Source organism: Phenylobacterium terrae, assembly GCF_042681205.1.
In the GTDB taxonomy this organism is placed as follows: Bacteria; Pseudomonadota; Alphaproteobacteria; order Caulobacterales; family Caulobacteraceae; genus Phenylobacterium; species Phenylobacterium terrae.
The window spans coordinates 546,289-566,066 of sequence record NZ_JBHUEY010000001.1; the positions used below are offsets into that span (position 1 = coordinate 546,289).

At 66.4% G+C, this 19,778-nt stretch carries 13 protein-coding genes; 9 read left to right on the plus strand and 4 right to left on the minus strand.

All coding sequences use genetic code 11. From position 1 onward, the window contains the following. Positions 1–20 precede the first annotated feature (20 nt). The 3 genes from ACFSC0_RS02710 to ACFSC0_RS02720 all read left to right on the plus strand — a co-directional run bounded on the left by ACFSC0_RS02710 (position 21) and on the right by ACFSC0_RS02720 (position 3,354). Positions 21–1,658, plus strand: coding sequence for a carboxylesterase/lipase family protein (locus ACFSC0_RS02710; protein ID WP_377280650.1), 1,638 nt, complete (start codon positions 21–23; stop codon positions 1,656–1,658). A gap of 88 nt (positions 1,659–1,746) precedes the next feature. Next, on the plus strand, positions 1,747–2,973 hold the full coding sequence (locus tag ACFSC0_RS02715) for a TetR/AcrR family transcriptional regulator (RefSeq protein WP_377280649.1): 1,227 nt from the start codon (positions 1,747–1,749) through the stop codon (positions 2,971–2,973). A 72-nt stretch (positions 2,974–3,045) separates the two neighbouring features. Continuing rightward, entirely contained in the window at positions 3,046–3,354 is a 309-nt protein-coding gene (locus ACFSC0_RS02720; RefSeq protein WP_377280648.1) for a hypothetical protein, read from the plus strand. Positions 3,355–3,436: 82 nt separating this feature from the next. Here ACFSC0_RS02720 and ACFSC0_RS02725 read toward each other — a convergent pair whose 3' ends face one another. From ACFSC0_RS02725 to ACFSC0_RS02740, 4 genes are all read right to left on the minus strand, one after another. Then, positions 3,437–6,790 carry a TonB-dependent receptor domain-containing protein gene (locus ACFSC0_RS02725; RefSeq protein ID WP_377280647.1) on the minus strand — a complete coding sequence of 1,118 codons (3,354 nt, stop codon included), beginning with the start codon at positions 6,788–6,790 and terminating at the stop codon, positions 3,437–3,439. Positions 6,791–7,172: 382 nt separating this feature from the next. Then, positions 7,173–8,258 (minus strand): Zn-dependent alcohol dehydrogenase, encoded by a 1,086-nt coding sequence (locus ACFSC0_RS02730; protein WP_377280646.1) that lies wholly within the window; start codon positions 8,256–8,258, stop codon positions 7,173–7,175. A gap of 60 nt (positions 8,259–8,318) precedes the next feature. Further along, on the minus strand, positions 8,319–9,194 hold the full coding sequence (locus ACFSC0_RS02735; protein WP_377280645.1) for an alpha/beta fold hydrolase: 876 nt from the start codon (positions 9,192–9,194) through the stop codon (positions 8,319–8,321). Between the two features lie 206 nt (positions 9,195–9,400). Then, positions 9,401–11,023, minus strand: a complete 1,623-nt coding sequence (locus ACFSC0_RS02740; protein ID WP_377280644.1) for a long-chain fatty acid--CoA ligase — start codon at positions 11,021–11,023, stop codon at positions 9,401–9,403. A gap of 348 nt (positions 11,024–11,371) precedes the next feature. Here ACFSC0_RS02740 and ACFSC0_RS02745 point away from each other — a divergent pair, with 348 nt between their 5' ends. The 6 genes from ACFSC0_RS02745 (at position 11,372) to ACFSC0_RS02770 (ending at position 19,774) form a co-directional block, all read left to right on the plus strand. Beyond that, entirely contained in the window at positions 11,372–12,883 is a 1,512-nt protein-coding gene (locus tag ACFSC0_RS02745) for a class I SAM-dependent DNA methyltransferase (RefSeq protein ID WP_377280643.1), read from the plus strand. A gap of 49 nt (positions 12,884–12,932) precedes the next feature. Next, positions 12,933–14,510, plus strand: a complete 1,578-nt coding sequence (locus ACFSC0_RS02750) for a restriction endonuclease subunit S (protein ID WP_377280642.1) — start codon at positions 12,933–12,935, stop codon at positions 14,508–14,510. A gap of 2 nt (positions 14,511–14,512) precedes the next feature. After that, a complete protein-coding gene (locus ACFSC0_RS02755) occupies positions 14,513–16,225 on the plus strand; it encodes an AAA family ATPase (protein ID WP_377280641.1) in 1,713 nt (570 codons plus the stop codon). After that, positions 16,222–17,034, plus strand: a complete 813-nt coding sequence (locus ACFSC0_RS02760) for an HNH endonuclease (RefSeq protein WP_377280640.1) — start codon at positions 16,222–16,224, stop codon at positions 17,032–17,034. The genes ACFSC0_RS02755 and ACFSC0_RS02760 overlap by 4 nt, the downstream gene beginning before the upstream one ends. A gap of 191 nt (positions 17,035–17,225) precedes the next feature. Then, the gene (locus ACFSC0_RS02765) at positions 17,226–18,050 is read left to right on the plus strand and encodes a thioesterase family protein (protein ID WP_377280639.1); all 825 of its coding nucleotides are present in this window, start codon (positions 17,226–17,228) and stop codon (positions 18,048–18,050) included. A gap of 95 nt (positions 18,051–18,145) precedes the next feature. Beyond that, on the plus strand, positions 18,146–19,774 hold the full coding sequence (locus ACFSC0_RS02770; RefSeq protein ID WP_377280638.1) for an ABC-F family ATP-binding cassette domain-containing protein: 1,629 nt from the start codon (positions 18,146–18,148) through the stop codon (positions 19,772–19,774). Positions 19,775–19,778 lie beyond the last annotated feature (4 nt).

The following is a 19,778-nucleotide window of genomic DNA, read 5'->3' on the forward strand; positions in this document are numbered from 1 at the left end:
AGCGGGTTCGGGAGGCGACGATGGGCGCAATCATGCACAGGCGCGGGCTGCTGCTCGGCGCGGGCGGGCTCGCCGGCGCCACCCTCCTCTGGACGCCCGCCGCGGCCCAGGCGCGCACGCCGGTGGTGCGGACCAGCTTCGGGCCGGTGCGCGGGATCGTGCAGGAGGGGGTGAACGTCTTCAAGGGCGTGCGCTACGCCGCTCCGCCAGTGGGGCCGCTGCGGTTCAAGCCTCCGGAGCCGCCCAAGGCCTGGACCGAGCCGGTGGACGCGATCGCCTATGGCGCGCCGGCCGTGCAGATGTACTCCCGCCCCTCGGGCGAGGCGCAGTCGGCGCTGGGCAGGTCCCTGGCCGAGGTCTTCCCCACGGCGCGCGAGACGCGCGAGGGGCGCGAGGACTGCCTGTTCCTCAACGTCTGGACCCGGGGGCTGGGGGATTCGAAGCAGCGGCCGGTCATGGTCTGGTTCCACGGCGGCGGCTACGCCTACGGCTCGGGCGGCTGGCCGATGTACGAGGGGCTGGGTCTGGCCCGCAAAGGCGACGTGGTGGTGGTGACCGTGAACCACCGGCTGAACGCCTTCGGCTACACCTACCTCGCCGAGGCGATGGGCGAGGCCTACGACAAGTCGGGCAACGCCGGCCTGCTGGACCTGATCGCCGTGCTCCAATGGGTGCGCGACAACGCCGAGGCGTTCGGCGGCGATCCCGGCAACGTAACCATCTTCGGCGAGAGCGGCGGCGGGGCGAAGGTCTCCACCCTGATGGCCACGCCCGCCGCCAAGGGCCTGTTCCACAAGGCCATCGTCCAGAGCGGACCCGGCCTGACCGGCGTGCCGAAGGAGGCGGCGGCGCGCAACGCCGAGATGCTGCTGGCCGAGCTCGGGATCGCCAAGGGCGATACGGCGGCGCTGCAGGCGGTCCCGGCGGAGGCGATCATCAAGGCCGCCTACGCCGCCCAGGCCAAGGCGGTGACCCAGCCGGGGACCCGCTTCGGCCTCGCCCCGGTGGTGGACGGCCTGGTCCTGCCGCGCGACCCGTTCACGCCCGACGCCCCGCCCCAGTCGGCCGACATCCCGCTGTTGATCGGCACGACCAAGGACGAGATGACCCTGTTCATGGCCTCCGAGCCCTGGTTCGGGAAGCTGACCGAGGCCGAGCTGGTGGAGCGGACGCGCCAGCAGGCCGGGCCCAGGGCCGACGCGGTGCTGGCGGCGCTGAGGAAGGTCCATCCGGACTATTCGCCGACCTACCTGTTCACCGCCTTCGCCACGGCGACGGGGATGCTCGGACGCTCGATCACCCTGGCCGAGCGGAAGGCCGCCCAGAAGGGCGCACCGGTGTGGATGTACCGGCTGGATTGGGAGACGCCGGTCGGGAACGGCGTCTTCAAGTCGCCCCACACGCTGGAGATCCCGCTGGTGTTCGACCGGGTCGAGACCAATCGCGCCTTCGTCGGCCCCGGGCCCGAGCCCCAGGCCCTGGCCGACCAGATGAGCGCCGCCTGGCTCGCCTTCGCGCGCTCCGGCAACCCGAGCACGCCCGCCCTGCCCGCCTGGCCGCCGTACGAGGTCGAGCGGCGGGCGACGATGATCTTCGACCTGCAGAGCCGGGTGGAAAACGATCCGACGCCCGAGTTGCGCATGGCGCTGGCGGCGTAACGCCGCTCTGCGAACTGCGGAGCTTTCGCGGCGGCGGGGCAGGCCATAGACTTCAAAGAAAAAAGGGTCTGTCGGAGGGAGGAACACCGTGGAAGCGGGCGTGGGGCTTGCCAACGAGAGACCGCGCTATGCGGCGCGGCGCGAGGCGATCCTGACGGCGGCGGCGGAGGCGCTGGCGCAGGAGGGGCTCGCGGGCTTCACCCTGGCGGCGGTCGCCAAGCGGATGGGGCTGCACCCGGTCAGCCTGACCTACTATTTCAAGCGGCGCGAGGATCTGGTCAGCGCCTGCCTGCTGCACGGGGCCGACCGCTTCGACGCCATGCTGGACGCAGCCTGGAGCGCCGGCTCGCCGCCGGAGCGCCTGCGGGCCTTCGTGCGCGCCTACTTCGAGGTCCAGCGCCGGATCGCGCTGGGCGAGGAGCCGCCGCTGGCGCCGCTCGACGAGGTGCGGACCCTGTGGCGGGCGAGCGGCGATCCGGTCGACATCCGCTACCAGGAACTGCGCCAGCGGATCGCCGACCTGCTGGTCGGAGAGGACCGGCCGGCCCCGGAGGCGTGGCGCCAGCGGCTGCTCTCGCGCCTGATCCTGCAGCAGCTGGCCGCGTCCGAGGCGTGGCTGGGCGACTACGCCCTGGCCGACTACCCGCGGGTCGCCGACCGGGTGGCCGAGATCATGACCTTCGGCCTGGCCGGGCCCGGTCAGCGGTGGCCGCACGACCTGGCGGTGATGGAGGCGGAAGTCGCCGGCTGCGAGGTGGTCCGCGAGCGATTCCTGATCGAGGCCACGGACCTGATCAACCGCGAGGGCTGGACGGGCGCCTCGGTGGACCGCATCTCGGCCCGGCTGAAGGTCACCAAAGGCTCGTTCTACCATCACCACGCCGACAAGGACGAGCTGATCGGCGCCTGCTTCGACCGCAGCTTCGCCATCCTGGAGAGCGCGCTGGCCCGGGCGCGGACGGAGGAGACCGGCTGGCGGCGCCTGTTCCTGGCGACTGCGCCGCTGGCCATCAGCCAGGCCCACCATGGCGGAGGCCGGATGCTCCGCCGGCACGCGCTGCGCCTGGCCCCGCCCGAGCTGCGCGGCCACGTGGAGCGGCGCATGCGCCAGACCGCCAACGCCCTCGCCGGGCAGATCTGCGACGGCATCGTCGAGGGCGCGCTGCGGCCGGTGGACCCCACCATCGCCGCGCACATGCTGCTGGCGATGATCAACTCGGCCGCCATGCTGGACCGCATTCCCGAGCTGACGCCGGAGGTCACCCTTTACGGCTACGTGCGCCCGGCCCTGCGGGGCGTGTTCAGCGTCCGCTGATCCCCGCCACGCGCCGGTCGCGGAACCTTGCTACGCCATGGGTCGTTCGCTGGTTAGCAAATGAGGATAGCCATGAAGCAGGCACTGATCAGCTGTGCGGCGGCCGCCGGCGCCCTGGCGCTCGCCGGCTGCGGAACCACCATGACCGAACGCGCCGCCACCGGCGGCCTGGCCGGGGCCGCGATCGGCGCGGCCGTGGACGGGTCGGTGACCGGCGCGGTCGTCGGCGGGGCCGCAGGCGCGGCGCTCGGCGCGGCGACCACCCCGCGCTACGACAACGTCAACCGCCGCCAGTACTACGACCAACGCGCCGGGCGGTACTACTTCTACGACCCGGGCACCGGCCGCTACTACTGGGAAAACGGGCAACCGCGCTACTAACGGACCAGGCCCGGCCTGATGCGACTGCGGGGGCGGCCGGCGCCGCCCCCGCAGGGCTGTCGATCATGCAGCGGCGCCGCCGTCACCAGATCCGCTTGGTGATGGTGAACCGGAAGTTCCGGCCCAGCGGGCTGCCGAGATACGGGTCGTACGACAGGCCGTAGCGGGCGAACGGCGGATCCTGGTCGAACAGGTTGTTGATCGTGAACGAGGCCGAGGTATCCCACGGCAGCTCCACCCGGTAGGTGAAGTCGACCGTGAAGAAGTCCTCGATCTTCTGACCGTTCAGGATGGTCACGTTGCAGGCGGCGTTGAACGGCCGCTCGCTGCCGCCGGCGTCCGGCGGATTGGAGTTGATGTTGGCGCCGGAGCCCTGGCACGACGAGGGATTCGCCGGGTTCGAGTTGGTCGTGTTCGACGGCTGGAAGTTGGCGGCGCGGTCGTCTTCGAGGCTGTCGACGAAGCGGGCGTTCAGATTGAAGTTGTGGCGGCCGATGGCGTAGTTGGCCCCCCAGGTCGCGCGCCAGATGGAGTTGTGCTGGCCGTTCTTGCCGCCGGTCGGCGAGTCGTTGAGGTAGCCCAGCCCCTCCCAGCCCTCGGCGATCTCGATGCCGAGGTACTCCAGCGGCGTCACCTCGTAGGTCAGCTGGTAGGTCAGGTCGGTGCTGAGGGTCAGCGTGCCGCGCCAGAAGTCGTCGAACCGGATCCGGGCGGTGAGGTCGATCCCCGAGGTCTTCAGCTGACCCGAGTTCAGGTCGTTGGTGTAGGTGATCCGCTCGATGTCCTGGACCCGCGTGGTCCCCTGCACGCAGGGGCCGTCCAGGGTCAGCACCGGCACGCCGTCCAGCGAGGCCTGCGGCTCGGTGATGAACGGGCTGGCGCAGTTCAGCAGCGGGTTGGTCGGCGTGATGTTGTTGGGGTCCTGCAGCGACTGGGCGATCAGGTCGGAGACCCCCACGTCGCGGCCGGTGTAGTCGTCGATGGTGATGTTGTAGTAGTCGATCGTCGCCGAGAAGTTGTTGATATTCAGTATCATGCCGATGTTGTAGTTGAACCCGGTCTCCGGCTTGATGTCCGGGTTCTCGTACACGCGCGTCGCCGTCGGGTTGTTGCCCCCGAAGGTGGTCATGGCGTTGAAGGTGGCGTCGGTGAAGCTGCGGACATCCGGGTTGACCTGCGAGAAGGTCTTGCCCGCCGTGGCCCGCAGGGCGAGCATGTCGTTCACCTGCCAGCGGATGGAGCCGGCCGGCACGAACACCTCGTTGTCGCGGTCGGTGATGTCGGAGATGAACTTCTCCCAGCGACCGGAGAGGTTCAGCTGCAGATTGTCGAAGATCGGCAGGTTCACTTCGCCGAACGCCGACCAGACCGGGAACTCCCGCGTCTCGTTGAAGCGGGTGGTCCCCTGCAGGACCGAGGTCGCCCGGTTGCCGAACGGGCCGACCAGGAAGGGACCGACGGCGTTGACGCCCGTCACGCAGGTGATGGTCTGGCCGAACAGCACCCGCGGCGGGTCGCCCGGCTGCATGCCGGGGATGACGCAGGGGTTGGTCTCCGGCCCGCGCGGCGTCTGCGCCAGGGCCGGGTCGATCGGCACCTCGCCGATATTGGCCAGGTCGCTGAGCCGGCGCGAGTTCTCCGTCAGGCGGTACTGGCCGCCGACCGCCCACCGCGCCGGACCGCCGGGCAACTCCCAGTTGGTCTCGCCGCGCAGGATCAGGTCATAGACGTAGAAGTCCTGCTCGCGCTCGATCCAGATCGGCTCGTAGAGCCAGCGGAGCATGTCGGGGTTGTTCTGCAGCCCGGTCCCCGGCGCGTAGCCGGCGTAGCTGCCCGTGCCGACGAAGCCGGGGTTGACCGCCCCCGTCGCCACGTTGCGCGGAATGGCGCTGGAGAAGGGGTTGAAGTAGTAGCAGCCCGACGAGCCCGGCAGGTCGGCCCGCACGCCGTTGCAGTTCGGCCCGCCGAAGCCCTGCAGCGCCGCCATCAGCCGGGTGGACAGCACGTCGACCGTGCTCACCGAATAATTGGTGTACTGGTAGGTGACGGCGCCCTCGAGCGAGAGCTTGTTGCCGAACAGCTCGCCGATGTCCCAGTTGGCCGACAGGGTGCCGCGCCAGGACTCGTTGGTGGTGTGCTGGGAGTCGTCCAGGCCGCTCGCGTTGAGCGGGTTGCCGCCGGCCCCGAACAGGCGCCAGGCCTGCAGCGGCAGCGCCACGCGGCCGGGCGCGGCCGGATTGGTGATGTTGGCGATGGTCGCATCGGAATAGAATCCGATGTCGCGCAGGAACTGGCCGACCGCGGGGTTGGTGCCGGGCGTCGAGAAGAACAGCGCCGGGTTGACCGAGTTGGTCCCGCCGTCCGGGTTCCGCGCCGGCCCCTCGCCCGGCGAGATCGAGATCGCCGGCAGGTCCACCTGCGAATAGGTCAGCTCGGCGTGGAGCCGGAGGTTGTCGGTGACGTCGTAGTTGGCCTCGCCGTAGAACTGGGTGGTGTTCTGCTCTTCCTGCAGGAAGTCGTACTCGGTCAGGTGCCAGTAGCAGACCGGCGAGGGCGTCGCCGAGAAGCCGGCGAAGCCGCCCAGCTCGGAGCAGAACGGGTCGCGCACGATGCCGGTGATCGAGCGCGCCTGGTTCAGCGGGTCGGTCAGCGGGGCGTTGACGAAGGTCGCCCCGAGCCGCGACTGCGGGACGTAGGAGCCCGGGCTGCCCGCCGCCGTCCAGGCGAAGATGTGGTTGTTCTCCAGGTAGTCGCGCTGCGACCAGTCGCGCTCCAGGGCCCGCAGGTCGCTGCGGTGCGAATAGCTGAGGGTCGCCAGCACGTTGCCGCGGTCGAACGTCTTGCCCCACAGGATGCTGGCGTCGTACTCGAGGTCCTCCGCGCCGGGGATGTGCCGCCCGCCGAGCGTCATCTCCAGGCCGTCGTAGCTCTTGCGGGTGATGAAGTTGACCACCCCGCCGACCGCGTCGGCCCCATAGGTCGTAGCCCCGCCTTCCTTCAGCACCTCCACCCGGCCGATGGCGGCGTTGGGGATCATGTTGGTGTTCTGGCTGATGCCGCCGACCTGGTCGGGCAGCCGGCGGCCGTTGAAGATCACGATCGACCGCGAGGAGACGATGTTGCGCAGGTTCACCGAGCCGGTGCCCTGCTGCAGGCCCGAATAGCGGTTGGACTCGCCCTGGATCATCCCGATCTCGGAGATGTTCCGGATGATCTCCACGTTGTTCGGCGCGCCCATCTTCTTGATGTCCTCGAAGTTGAGGACATTCACCGGCAGGGCCGCATCCTCCGGCGTGCCGGCGATGAACGAGCCGGTGACGACCACTTCGTCGAGGGTGCTGTCCTCGGACTGGGCGTGGGCGGCGGTGGCGCCGAGGCCGGTGGCGACCGCAAGGGCCGCGAAAGACGACGCGCGGAAGTAATTTGACCTAGACATGACCGATCCCCCCTGAGGCTGCACGATCATTGGAAATCGTCGTGCATGCTGTGTGGATGCCGAATTTTCGACACCGATCGGTACTGTTCGCAAGCAGAATTGTTTCAGTCTGCAACTCTGCTTCCGGCCGGAAACACGAAATCTAGCGGCCGGTATCTCCGCCGCGCCGGCCGCTGTCCGCGGCGCGCGAAGTTCTTGACTTGGAATGACAATATAGCCGCATCGGCGCAGGCGGGGGCGGCCGGGGCGCGGCGCGGGATTCTAGGCGGGGGTATGCTTGCAGGGAATCGCCCCGACCTGGGCCGTCGGAGCAGGGCCAAATGAAACGCGCGCCCGCAAGCATTGATGCGGGCGCGCGCAAGAGAATCGGCGGGCTTCGCCGTTAAGCGTCGAACATGACGACCGAGCGGGCGATGCCGCCCTTCTTCATCTCGTCGAAGGCCTCGTTGATCTGCTCGAGCTTCAGCCGGCGCGAGATCATGTCGTCCAGCTTCAGCTTGCCCTGCAGGTAGAAGTCCACCAGCCGGGGCATGTCGACCGGAAAGTGGTTGGAGCCCATCAGCGAGCCCTGGATCCGCTTCTCGCCCAGGAAGGCCGCGCCCATCAGGGTGACCGTCTGGCCGACGGGGATCATGCCGATCACGTTGGCGGTCCCGCCCCGGCGCAGCATGTTGAACGCCTGCTCGGCGGTCTTGCCGAGGCCGATGGCCTCGAACGAGTGGTGCACGCCGCCCTTGGTCAGCTCGATCACCGCCTTCACCGGATCGGTCTCCGAGGCGTTGATGAAGTCGGTGGCGCCGAACGCCTTGGCGAAGTTCTCCTTACCCGGGTGCATGTCGATGGCGATGATCCGGCCCGCGCCGGCGATCGCCGCCCCGTTGATGGCCGACAGGCCCACGCCGCCGCAGCCGATCACCGCCACGGTCTCGCCGGGCCGCACGTTGGAGGTGTGGATCACCGCCCCGACCCCGGTCATCACCGAACAGCCGATCAGCGCCGCCCGGTCCAGCGGCATCTCCTTGTTGATCGCCACGCACGCATGCTCGTGGATCAGCATCTGCTCGGCGAAGGACGACAGGTTCAGGTACTGCGGCATCGGCGCGCCGTTCTGCATCAGCCGCGGCTCGTCCTTCGGGTCGCGCTTGGTGTCGGGCGACACGCACAGGCTCATGTGGCCGGTCAGGCAGAATTCGCAGTGGCCGCAGAAGGCCGACAGGCAGGTGATGACGTGGTCGCCCGGCTTCACCGTGCGCACGTCCGAGCCGACCTGCTCGACGATGCCGGCGCTCTCGTGGCCGAGCACCGCCGGCAGCGGGTGGGGATAGGACCCTTCGATGAAGTGCAGGTCCGAGTGGCAGACGCCGGCCGCGACGGTGCGGATCAGCACTTCCCGCGGGCCCGGCTTGTTGATCTGGACGTCTTCGATCTGAAGCGGCGTGCGCACTTCGCGCAGAACGGCGGCCTTCATCGGCGAGGCTCTCCCCAATCGTTGGCCCGCAAGGGCGGTTGAGGCATCGCTTATCGCCGTTCAGATGGAGGCGGCCAAGCCCCTTTGTCGCACGCCGCCGGCCCCGATCGTCTGCGGCAGGCGCAGCTTCGGCCAGCGCAGGTTCGGCAGCGGCACGCGCTTCCACAGCGGCAACGGCGCCGGCGGGATGCAGGCCTCGATCACCTCCAGCAGCAGCTGCGGCGGCGCATCGTTCATGAAGTGGTTGGCGCCGGGCACGCTCTGGAACCGGATCGGCCGGCGCGTGCGGGTCTCGCGGGCCAACCGCTCGGCGATGTCGATGGGCGCGAAGTCGTCCGCGTCCCCGTGCACCACGTGGATCGGGACCTTCAGGGCCGGCAGCGCCTGATGCAGCAGGTGCAGCTGGCTCGCCTGGCCGGTGCACTCGATGGTCGCGTGCTTCAGGTCGCGCGGCAGCAGGCCCAGCACCTTCGAGCCGTGCTCCAGGAGGAACTTCGCGGTCGGGCCGGGCGAGCCGAGGAAGGCCGAGAGCAGCACCAGGCCGTGAACCTGGCGCGGATGGGCCCTGGCCATCAGGCTGGCGATGGCCCCGCCGTAGGACTGGCCGATCAGCAGCACCTTCTGGCCGGGCGCGGCGGCCAGCGCCGGGGCCAGCGCCTGCGCCTGGACGGTGATGTCCGGCACGCAGTCGAACGGCTCCGAGCCGGCGAAGCCCGGCCGGTCGACCACCAGCATCTCGCGGTCCTGCGGCAGGGCGGCCATCACCGGCGCCCAGTATTCGGCCCAGGAGGGCGAGCCGGTGATCACCACGATCTTCCAGGGCGCCGGCTTGTCCCTCGGCGTCGTCAGGGCCGAGATCTTCCAGCCGTGGCCGCCGCCGGCCTCGAAGCTGATCCGGCGGACCACGTCGTCGGGATAGTCTTCGGATGTCGGCACATGCTCGGTCCGGCCGGTCGCCGCACAGGAGATGCACGCCCAACCTAAGGCCAAGACTCCCTTCGGTCTTTTACGCGCCACGCAACGCTCCTCGAACACTCACCTCGCAATTCTGAACGCGAAGTGGGCGCGGGAGTTCGCCCCATCAAGGAAGCGTCACCATAGTGTGTTCGCCGCCCTGGCCCGGACGCAACACTTCAGGGCGGCTACTCGGCGGCCTGGGCGACCTGTTGGCGAAGCTCGCGCTTCAGCACCTTGCCGGTGGGCCCGATGGGCAGGGCCTCGACGATGCGCACCTCGTCCGGCACCCACCATTTGGCGACGCGGCTCGCCACGTGCGCCTTCAGCTCGTCGGGGCTCGCCGAATAGCCGGGCCGCAGCACCACCAGCAGCAGCGGCCGCTCGTCCCACTTGGGGTGCGGCACGCCGATGGCCGCGGCGATGGCCACGGCCGGGTGGGAGGAGACCGCGTCCTCCAGGTCCAGCGTCGAGATCCACTCCCCGCCCGACTTGATCACGTCCTTGGCCCGATCGGTGAGGCGCAGGTAGCCCTCGGCATCGAGGGTGGCGATGTCGCCGGTGTCGAACCAGCCGTCGTCGGTGAAGGCCGCGGCCCCGTCGTGCTTGAAGTAGGCCGAGGAGACCCAGGGCCCCCTCACCTGCAGCGCGCCGCTGCTCTTGCCGTCGCGGGGCAGCACGGCCCCGTCCTCGCCGACGATGCGCATCTCCACGCCCCACATCCCCCGCCCCTGCTTCAGCTTGCGGGCGGCGGCGGCCTCGGGCGCCTCTCCGGCGTGGGCGGCCAGCGGGGTGTTGATCACCCCCATCGGGCTGGTCTCGGTCATCCCCCAGATCTGCCTAACGCTGGCGCCCAGCCCCTCCTCGATGCGCCGGACCAGCGACGCGGTCGGGGCCGAGCCGCCCACCGCCACGTGGCGCACGGAGGTGAGCCGCTGGCCGGTCTGGTCCAGGTGGTCCAAGAGGCCCACCCAGATGGTCGGCACCCCCAGCAGGAAGGTCGGCTGCTCGGCCAGCGCCAGCTCGCAGAGGCTGGGCCCGTCCAGCGCCCGCCCGGGCAGGATGAGCTTGGCCCCCACCAGCGGCGCCGCATAGGGCGTGCACCAGGCGTTGGCGTGGTACATCTGGGCGCAGGGCAGCACCGCATCGCGCGCCGACAGGTCGAAGGCGTCCGGCGCCACCGCCGCCATGGCGTGCAGCACCGTCGAGCGGTGGCCGTAGAGCACGCCCTTGGGATTGCCCGTGGTGCCGGAGGTGTAGCAGAGGGCGCTGGCCTGCCGCTCGTCCAGCTCCGGCCAGTCGAATGCGGCCGAATGGGCCTCGACCAGCTCCTCGTAGACCAGCGTCCCCTCCGGCGCCTCGGCCGGCAGGTGCGCCCGGTCGGTGAGTGCGACGAAGGTCTTCACCGTCGGCAGCCTGCCCTTCAGCCCCTCCCCCACCAGCTCCCCGAAGCTGATGTCGAAGAACAGCACGGAATCCTCCGCATGCCCCGCCACCCAGGCGATCTGGTCCGGGTGCAGCCGCGGATTGATCGTGTGCAGCACCGCCCCGATCCCCGACACCGCATAGTAGAGCTCGAAGTGCCGGTGCGTGCTCCACGCCAGCGTCGCCACCCGGTCCCCCGGCTTCACGCCGAGCGCGATCAGCGCATTCGCCATCCGCTTGGAGCGCGCGAGCGCCTCGGCGTAGCCGTACCGGTGGATGGGGCCCTCGACCGTGCGCGTCACGATCTCGCGGTGGGGGTGGTAGGCGGCGGCATACTCGAGGATCGACGGCAGGGTCAGCGGCCGGTCCATCATCAGGGCGAGCATGGGGCGGGGCCTCCCGGGCGGGTGCGGTGGTCAGGGGAGGTTATGGCGCTGGGGGTTGGTGCGGAAGGAGGAGTGCGGGAGCCGATGCTGACTCTTAGCTGACGTTCGAAAGGTCAGCTTGCCGGGCATCTTCATGCTTGGCCGTAGGCCCGAACTTCAATCATCGGCATCTCGCCCCGCGCGACCGCCTCTAATAGGCTGCCCTCGAAGTTCGCGACATCGCGCAGCGGCGCTTTGGGCAAAGGCGGCAATCAGTCATAACGAGCCCGGCGGCGAGCCCCGGTTCAGGTGGTCGCCAACCCGCATACACAGCGGCAATGTCGTCCAAATAGCTCAGGTTTCCCCGCAGTGAACGCTGACAACATCATTCAAAAGATTTGGGGGCTCTGCCACATACTCCGCGGTGACGGCGTAAGCTATCATGAGTATATATCTGAGCTTACCTACCTTCTCTTCCTGAAAATCGCAGATGAAACGGGCACGGATCATCTGCTTCCCGAAGGCCGCAGGTGGAAAGATCTGGCTTCCTACAAAGGGCGCGACCTGCTCGATCATTACCGAGAGATGCTAACCTTCTTGGGAGCCCACGCGCCAAGCGAGCAGGTTCGACGCATCTATGCGTTTCCTACGACGGTATTTTCACATTCAGAAAACCTGCGAGCGGTCATCGAAGGCATCGCTCAGATCGACTGGCATTCCGTCACCATGGACGGAATGGGCGAAATCTACGAGGGCTTGCTGGCGAAGAACTCGCAGGATGCCCGATCAGGCGCGGGGCAATACTTCACGCCACGACCGCTCGTCGACTGCATTGTTCGTATGGTGCGTCCGAAGGCAGGCGAGATCATCCAGGACCCAGCGACCGGAAGCGGTGGATTCCTGATCTCGGCAGATCAATACGTGAGAGCCTCCACAGCGGGTGCCTTGTATCAAAACTCACCGCCTCGGTATGAAGGCATTGAAATTGAGAAGGGCACTTATCGAATTTGCCTGATGAATGCCTTCTTGCACCAGTTGAATGCCAAAATAACTCTCGGAGACGCCCTTACCGACGACGCACAAGCACTTTCAGAAGCGGACGTCATACTCGCAAATCCGCCGTTCGGCGCGAAGGCGGGCAGCGCCCGAAAGATGCGAAGCGACATCTCCTACGCGACTGCGAACAAGCAATTGGCATTCCTGCAGCATATCTATCGCGGGCTCAAACCTGGCGGACGGGCAGCGGTCGTATTACCCGATAACGTTCTCTTCGAAGATGGCGTTGCGCGAAAGGTGCGCAATGAGCTTATGGACGTTTGTGATCTGCATACAATTTTGCGTCTACCAACCGGTATATTCTATAGCCCCGGCGTGAAGACAAACGTTCTATTCTTCACAAAGGGCCGAACGAACAGGTCGAACACTCGCCGCCTATGGGTGTACGATATGCGACACAACGCGCCCAAGTACGGGAAGAAGCGGCCTCTTAGACGTGAAGACTTCTCGGCCTTCGAAGCACTATTTGGCGACGATCCGCTCGGCAGATCCGATCGCTCACCCAGAGACGAGGAAGATCGCTGGCGCTGCTTCACGCGCGAAGCCATCGCGGCCCGATCCGACGATCTCAACATCTCCTGGCACGCCGGATCCGATACCGATCCGGAAGAGGCGCTGACGGAGCCTGAAGATCTTGCGTCAGCGATCCTCGTGCACCTGCGCGCTGCTGTCGCGGAAATCGAAGCCGTTGCGGATGAGCTAATGGACGCCGAGGAGGCGGAAGTGCCAGTCGTAGACGGATCATTGACGATGTCGACTGAAGCTTCGGCAACTCCGCGCCGTACGCCTCACCGCCACGGGTTAGCTGATGACTATGATGCCTAGCGGCTGGGCTGTAGCAACACTCGAGCAGCTCGCCGGCCCGGATGGTGTGGTGACTGACGGCGATTGGGTGGAAAGCAAAGATCAGGATCCAAGCGGCTCCGTAAGGTTGATTCAGCTCGCCGACATCGGCGATGGGCATTTTGTCGACCGCTCGACGCGATACATGAACCCAAGGACGGTCGATCGTCTGGGCTGCACGCTTCTCAAGCCGGGTGATTTGCTGGTCGCGAGGATGCCTGAGCCGCTAGGACGAGCGTGCCTATTCCCGGACGTCGGGCAGCCGGCCGTAACCGTAGTAGATATCATGATATGGCGGGCCGACCCGGTCGAAGCCGGCGCTGACCCGCGCTGGCTTATGTACGCGATCAATAGTCCAGAGGTGCGCCAGCGCATTCACGCCCAATCTGGTGGCAGCACGCGCGTAAGAATATCAGGCGGCAAGCTGAAGCGTCTAGAGATCCCCGTTCCACCGCTCGCGGAGCAGGAACGCATCTCAGAAAAGGTGGGGCAATTGTTGGCGGGTACGCGGCGGGCCCAATCTGAGCTCGCGCCGATCCCGGCGCTAATTGCCCGCTACAAGTCCGCGCTCATGCGAAAGGCCTTCTCCGGCGAACTCACCGCAGACCTGCGGCGCGACGGATCATCGGTGGATGGTCTTCCCGCGGAGTGGGAGCTGCGAGCGCTCGGGGACATCAGCGAAATCCAAGGCGGCATTCAAGTTGGGAAGAGGCGGACCAGGGAGCAGGCCCTGGTCGAAGTACCTTACCTTCGCGTAGCCAATGTGCAGCGCGGATGGCTGGCATTGAATGACGTCAGAACTATCCAGGTCACTCCAGCGGAGCGGGACCGCCTCCTGCTGCGCAAGGGGGACATTCTGATGAACGAAGGCGGTGACCGCGACAAGCTCGGACGCGGCTGGGTATGGGACGAGCAAATTCCCCAATGCATCCATCAAAACCATGTCTTTCGCATCAGGATGCGGCCCGGGATCGTGCCGCCTGAATTCGTCTCTCATTTCGCGAATGAGCACGGGCAGCGCTACTTCTTCGACGAGGGAACGCAGACAACCAACCTTGCCTCGATAAGCAAGCGGAAGGTCGCCGCGCTACCGGTGCCCGTGCCGCCTCTCGACGAGGCGTTGGAGATCGTGCGCCGCTTGGAGGCAGCGCTAGCCTGGCTGGATGGCGTCTCGGCAGATCATGGGCGCGCGACGGAGTTCCTTGCCCCGCTGGAGGCAGCCATACTCAGCAAGGCGCTCAGAGGCGGGCTTGTGCCACAGGATGATACGGATGAACCCGCCGCGGTTCGGCTGAATCGCATCAAGACCAAGACTGAGGGGCGGCCCGTCGAGGGACGCGCCCGGTCCTCACGCGCGACGAGACTAGGGGAGGCGGAGGTCAAAGTGGACAAGACTGTCGAGCAGGTTTTGACAGAAGCCAGCGATTGGATCTCTGCCCAAGCCGCGCTGCAGCTATGCGGTCACGGTGACAACGCGCGTACTGAGGACATCGAGCAGTTCTACGCTCAGCTAAGAGAGTTGGACCTTATGGGCAAGCTTGAGGTGAAGACGGTCACCGACGGCGACGGCAATAAGATCGAAGACCAGCTGCGACTTAAGGCGGCCTGACCATGCGGCTAGATCGCCTGACGATCGGAACCTCGAAGGCGGGGCCGGCTCAGCAATTCAAGAATCTCAAGAATGTCTCGATCGACTTTGACCAGAGGCACTGGATAACGGTCCTCATCGGCTGGAATGGCACCGGCAAGTCCAATGTACTTGAAGCACTCGCCACAATCTTCCGGGATTTGATCAGCGGGGACAGGCGCCCGCGCTTCGCTTACAATCTGGAGTACCGCATCGGCGCAGGGGCGGAAACTCTCTACATCAATGTAGATGCTGACCCTGACCGCGAGCGGGAGCCCCTCATCATTCATGTGGCCAGCCATGCCGAACTGGGCGCTGGCTCTGAGAACGTGGCGGAGCGAACGGAACGACCAGCTATGGCTGGGCACAAGATCGCACTAAAGACGTTCTTCGACAACCAAACAGCATACCTGCCAAAGTATGTGTTTGCATATTATTCGGGCGAAAGCGACCGCCTGTACCAGGTATTCCGGCCATACCTTGAAGATTTCGATAAAAAGCTAAGGCGGGGAGAGAATCCTGGACTCAAACGGCTCTTCTACGCAATGCCAGTACACAGTCAATTTGTTCTACTGGCGTTCTTGATTCAGCAAACCGACGAGGTCCGAGAATTCTTAACCAACCACCTCGGCCTAGACCCAGATGAGGGAATAGACTCCGTCCTATTCGTGCTCCGAGAGCCGCCATGGACTTCTAAAGAAGGGGACCCGCGGTTCTGGTTCGCTAAGGGGGTGGTCGCCGGCTTTCTCGACCGGCTTTACGACGTAGCGCTCGCCCCTGTGTCACTTACACGTCGAGTCCAAGTGTCCCTCTGGAATACCAAGGCGCTTCAATTTAAGTACCTCTATGTGAAAGACATCGCAGCCCTAAGGGCTCTTGTTGGGGATCAGAGACCTGCGGAATTCTTCCGCGACCTGGAAAGCACCCACGTTTCTCAGCTTATAGAAGAAGTCCGGATACGGGTTCGCCTCCGGAAGAACGACGGCACCGTCACCTTTCGCGAACTAAGCGAAGGCGAGCAACAACTGCTAACCGTTCTAGGCCTTCTGCGATTCACCGCCGAAAGCGAAAGCCTATTTCTCCTTGATGAGCCGGACACCCATCTGAACCCTCGCTGGTCCGTCGACTACCTCAATTATCTGCGGACGTTCGCTGGCCGAAACGATTCAGACCGCGAAAATAGCCACATCCTCCTTACGACCCACAATCCACTCGCCATCGCGGAGCTTACCAAGGAACAGGTTCAGATCCTTCAACTCCGCGCTGACGGAGAGGGTCACCGGATTGTAGCGGTGCATCCAGATTTAGATCCCCGAGGGCTGGGGTACGCGGCAATCGTGACGAGCGACATGTTTGGCATCGCCTCAGCCCTGGACCCGCCCACCTACGCCCTCTTGGAACGCCAGCGAGCTTACGCGGGTAAGGAGCACTTGGCTCCGCACGAACTTGATGAGCTATCCCAGATAAACCAGAAGCTCGAGCGGCTAGGGTTCCGCTTCTTCCATCCGGACGACGAATATTCTCGCTATCTCCGCCTAAGGTTCGAGGCCTTACAGGCCGCCTATGGGACGGACGATGCCGAAGAGCTAGCACGCCAATCGACTGCAATGACCCTCGACGAGCGCGAGGATCTCGGGAGGCGCCTAATCAAGGAATTGCTCGCTGAACAGGCCGGCGGCAGAGCACCACAGGCATGAGGTACATCGACTTGGCACGGCTCCGGCTGCCCGACGGCTGGCTGGATCGCGCAGCGGTGGCGGCCGCCGCCGTTTCCGGAGGTGCCTCTGTAGGGGATCATGCGCCGGTTTGGAGAGAGCTAAAGGATGGCTTGGCAGAGCTTTTCCACGACAAATGTTGGTACTGCGAACTGCCGGTGCCGCGTTCCGACAATGCAGTCGATCACTTCCGGCCGAAGGGGCGGGTAAGCGACGCCGCGCAGAAGCATCATGGATACACGTGGCTTGCTTTTGATCCGTCAAACTTTCGGTACGCCTGCACTTTCTGCAACTCGCGTCGAAAGGATCTCGAAGGGGGGACCGTCGGCGGTAAAGCTGATCGCTTTCCGTTGATGGACGAAACGCAGCGCGTGTACGCGGCGGGATCAATCGCTGGCGAGCGACCGATGTTGCTCGATCCTTGCGAAGTCGGTGACTGGCGGCTCTTGGGGTGCAGAAAAGAAAATGGAACACCTTGCCCAGCCAGCACTCAGGCAGACCTCATCCGACGGGCAGAGGTCTCGATCGACGTTTATCACCTCCACCACGATCCCACCTGCAAGATGAGACATCGCGAAGCAGTAAAGCTGTTGAGCGACATCGAGGAAGCTAAGGCAGCATTCGTCGCGGCTCAGGCAGATCACGCGATGGACGTCGCCTTCAAGAAGGTAGCAGCGCGCATTCTTGCTGCAGTTCGCGTGGACGCGCCTTTTAGTGGTGAGATGCGCTTCCTTTTGAGCGGCGAACGAGACACCGACCATCCATGGATCCAAGAGCTGCTGGAAACCTGAACCGCCGGTTCGCGCTGATGTCTGCTCCGAACTGCAGCGGAGTGTGCTTTAGCCGCCCGGAGGGTCTGGTTTCCGGCAGCGACCGAGTGTCCGCTCATGGCGCAACCGGGACATCGGTGCCCGCCGCGCCGCCGCTCGCTCGATCCGCACCAAGCTTCCTCGCACCGCCTCGGCGCGCTAGAGCCGCGCGTATGACGACGACCTTAGACGACCAACTCTTCCCCCTGACCTCCCTCGGTTCCGGCGTCTGGACCACAGAAGCCGGACCCGAATGGCGCAATCCGAACGGCCCCCTCTGGGGCGGCTATTCCATCGGCCTGTGCCTTGCCGTGGTGGCGGCCGAGCCGGAGGCGCGGGGGGAGCCGCTGGCCATCACGCTCACCTACGTGGCGGGGCTGAGCGCCGGCACGGTCGAGGTGCGGACGCGGCGGTTGCGCCAGGGCGGCTCCGTCGGGGTCTGGGAGGTCGAGCTGCGGTCGGCAGGCGCGGCGGAGGTCAGCGTCCACGCCATCGTGACGATGGCCAGGCGACCCGCCACGCCGGCCTTTGCGTTCGCGCAGATGCCGGAGGCGCCCGACCCGGAGAGCCTGCCGCCGCAGGCGCGGCCCGGCGGGACCCAGCACTTCGGCAGCCGGGCGTTCGAGCGCCGAACCTCCGAAACCTTTCCGATCGAGCCCGCGGCCAGTTCGCGGTCGACGGCCTGGGTCAGGCCAAAGCTCGGCCCATGGAACAAGGCGCTGCTCGGGATGCTCACCGACAGTTCGCCGCCCCGCGCCTTCTACGCCCTCGGCCATACGGTCATGACCACGACCGTGACGCTGACCATCTATCTGCACGCTGCCGCCGAAGAGGTGGCCGCCGCGGGTGAGGACTATCTGCTCGTCGAGTACGAGGGCCGCGTGGGCGGCGGCGGCGCGACGGACGAGCGCTCCAGCTACTGGCGGCGCGACGGCAAGCTCCTGGCCACGAGCGAACAGCTGCTCTGGTACCGCGAGCACCCGAGAGTGCCGGAATGAGCGCCTGAGCGCACGCAAGGCCCCGCCTGCCTGGGACAACACGCCCAGGCCCCGACGCTGGCGTTCCGCCCGCCCACCGGCTAGCAGACCGCCCGATGATCCGCCTCGACAACGTCTCCAAGCAGAACGGCCACCAGATCCTGTTCATCGAGGCGTCGATGGGCGTCCAGAAGGGCGAGAAGGTCGGGCTGGTCGGCCCGAACGGCGCCGGCAAGACGACGCTGTTCCGCATGATCACCGGTCAGGAGCAGCCTGACGATGGCCTGGTCGCCATCGATGCCGGAATGACCATCGGCTATTTCAGCCAGGACGTCGGCGAGATGTCGGGCCAGAGCGCGGTCGCGGCGGTGATGGACGGCGTGGGGCCCGTCAGCGCGCTCGCCGCCGAGATGGCGCAGCTCGAGGCGGCGATGGTCGATCCGGACCAGGCCGACAAGCTGGACGCCATCATCGAACGCTATGGGGAGGTGCAGGAGCGCTTCGAGGAGCTGGACGGCTATGCGCTGGAAGCGCGGGCGCGCGAGGTGCTGGCGGGCCTGAGTTTCAGCCAGGAGCGGATGGACGGCGACGTCGGCCTCCTGTCCGGCGGCTGGAAGATGCGCGTGGCGCTGGCGCGGATCCTGCTGATGCGGCCCGACGGCATGCTGCTGGACGAGCCCAGCAACCACCTGGACCTGGAAAGCCTGATCTGGCTGGAGGCCTTCCTGAAGGGCTACGACGGCGCCCTGCTGATGACCTCGCACGACCGCGCCTTCATGAACCGGATCATCGGCAAGGTGGTGGAGATCGACGCCGGCTCGCTCATCACCTACTCGGGCGACCTCGACTTCTACGAGCAGCAGCGCGCGCTCGGGGAACAGCAACGCCAGGCGCAGTACGAGCGCCAGCAGGCGATGCTGGCCAAGGAGATCAAGTTCATCGAGAAGTTCAAGGCGCGCGCCTCGCACGCCGCCCAGGTCCAGAGCCGGGTGAAGAAGCTCGACAAGATCGAGCGTGTCGAGCCGCCGCGCCGCCGGCAGTCGGTGCAGTTCGAGTTCAAGAGCCCCCCGCGGTCGGGCGACGACGTGGTCAGCCTGCGGGGCGTCCACAAGGGCTACGGCGCCCAGCCGATCTACGAAGGCCTCGATTTCCTGGTGCGCCGCAAGGAACGCTGGTGCGTGCTTGGCGCCAACGGCGCCGGCAAGTCGACGCTGTTGAAGCTGGTGGCCGGCGCCACGGCGCCGGACAAGGGCACGGTCAGCATCGGGGCCAGCGTCAGGATGGGCTATTTCGCCCAGCACGCCATGGACCTGCTGGACGGCGAGGAGACGATCTTCGAGTCCCTGGAGGGCTCGTTCCCGCAGGCGGGCCAGGGCGCGCTGCGCACGCTGGCGGGATGCTTCGGCTTCTCCGGCGACGACGTCGAAAAACCCTGCCGCGTGCTGTCCGGCGGCGAGAAGGCGCGCCTGGTCATGGCCAAGATGCTGTTCGATCCGCCGAACCTGCTGGTCCTCGACGAGCCGACCAACCACCTCGACATGGCGACGAAAGAGATGCTGGTCGCGTCCCTGGCGAACTTCGAAGGGACCATGCTCTTCGTCTCGCACGACCGCCACTTCCTGGGGGCCCTGTCGAACCGCGTGCTGGAGCTGACGCCCGAGGGCGTCCATCAGTACGGCGGCGGCTACACCGAATATGTCGCCCGCACCGGCCAGGAGGCGCCGGGGCTGCACCCGGGCGGGTAGCGGC

Coding starts and splice junctions, on each gene's coding strand:
- ACFSC0_RS02765 (WP_377280639.1), top strand. CDS start 17,226: ATGACGACGACCTTAGACGACCAACTCTTCCCCCTGACCTCCCTCGGT.
- ACFSC0_RS02720 (WP_377280648.1), top strand. CDS start 3,046: ATGAAGCAGGCACTGATCAGCTGTGCGGCGGCCGCCGGCGCCCTGGCG.
- ACFSC0_RS02710 (WP_377280650.1), top strand. CDS start 21: ATGGGCGCAATCATGCACAGGCGCGGGCTGCTGCTCGGCGCGGGCGGG.
- ACFSC0_RS02770 (WP_377280638.1), top strand. CDS start 18,146: ATGATCCGCCTCGACAACGTCTCCAAGCAGAACGGCCACCAGATCCTG.
- ACFSC0_RS02755 (WP_377280641.1), top strand. CDS start 14,513: ATGCGGCTAGATCGCCTGACGATCGGAACCTCGAAGGCGGGGCCGGCT.
- ACFSC0_RS02760 (WP_377280640.1), top strand. CDS start 16,222: ATGAGGTACATCGACTTGGCACGGCTCCGGCTGCCCGACGGCTGGCTG.
- ACFSC0_RS02730 (WP_377280646.1), bottom strand. CDS start 8,258: ATGAAGGCCGCCGTTCTGCGCGAAGTGCGCACGCCGCTTCAGATCGAA.
- ACFSC0_RS02725 (WP_377280647.1), bottom strand. CDS start 6,790: ATGTCTAGGTCAAATTACTTCCGCGCGTCGTCTTTCGCGGCCCTTGCG.
- ACFSC0_RS02740 (WP_377280644.1), bottom strand. CDS start 11,023: ATGCTCGCCCTGATGATGGACCGGCCGCTGACCCTGCCGTCGATCCTC.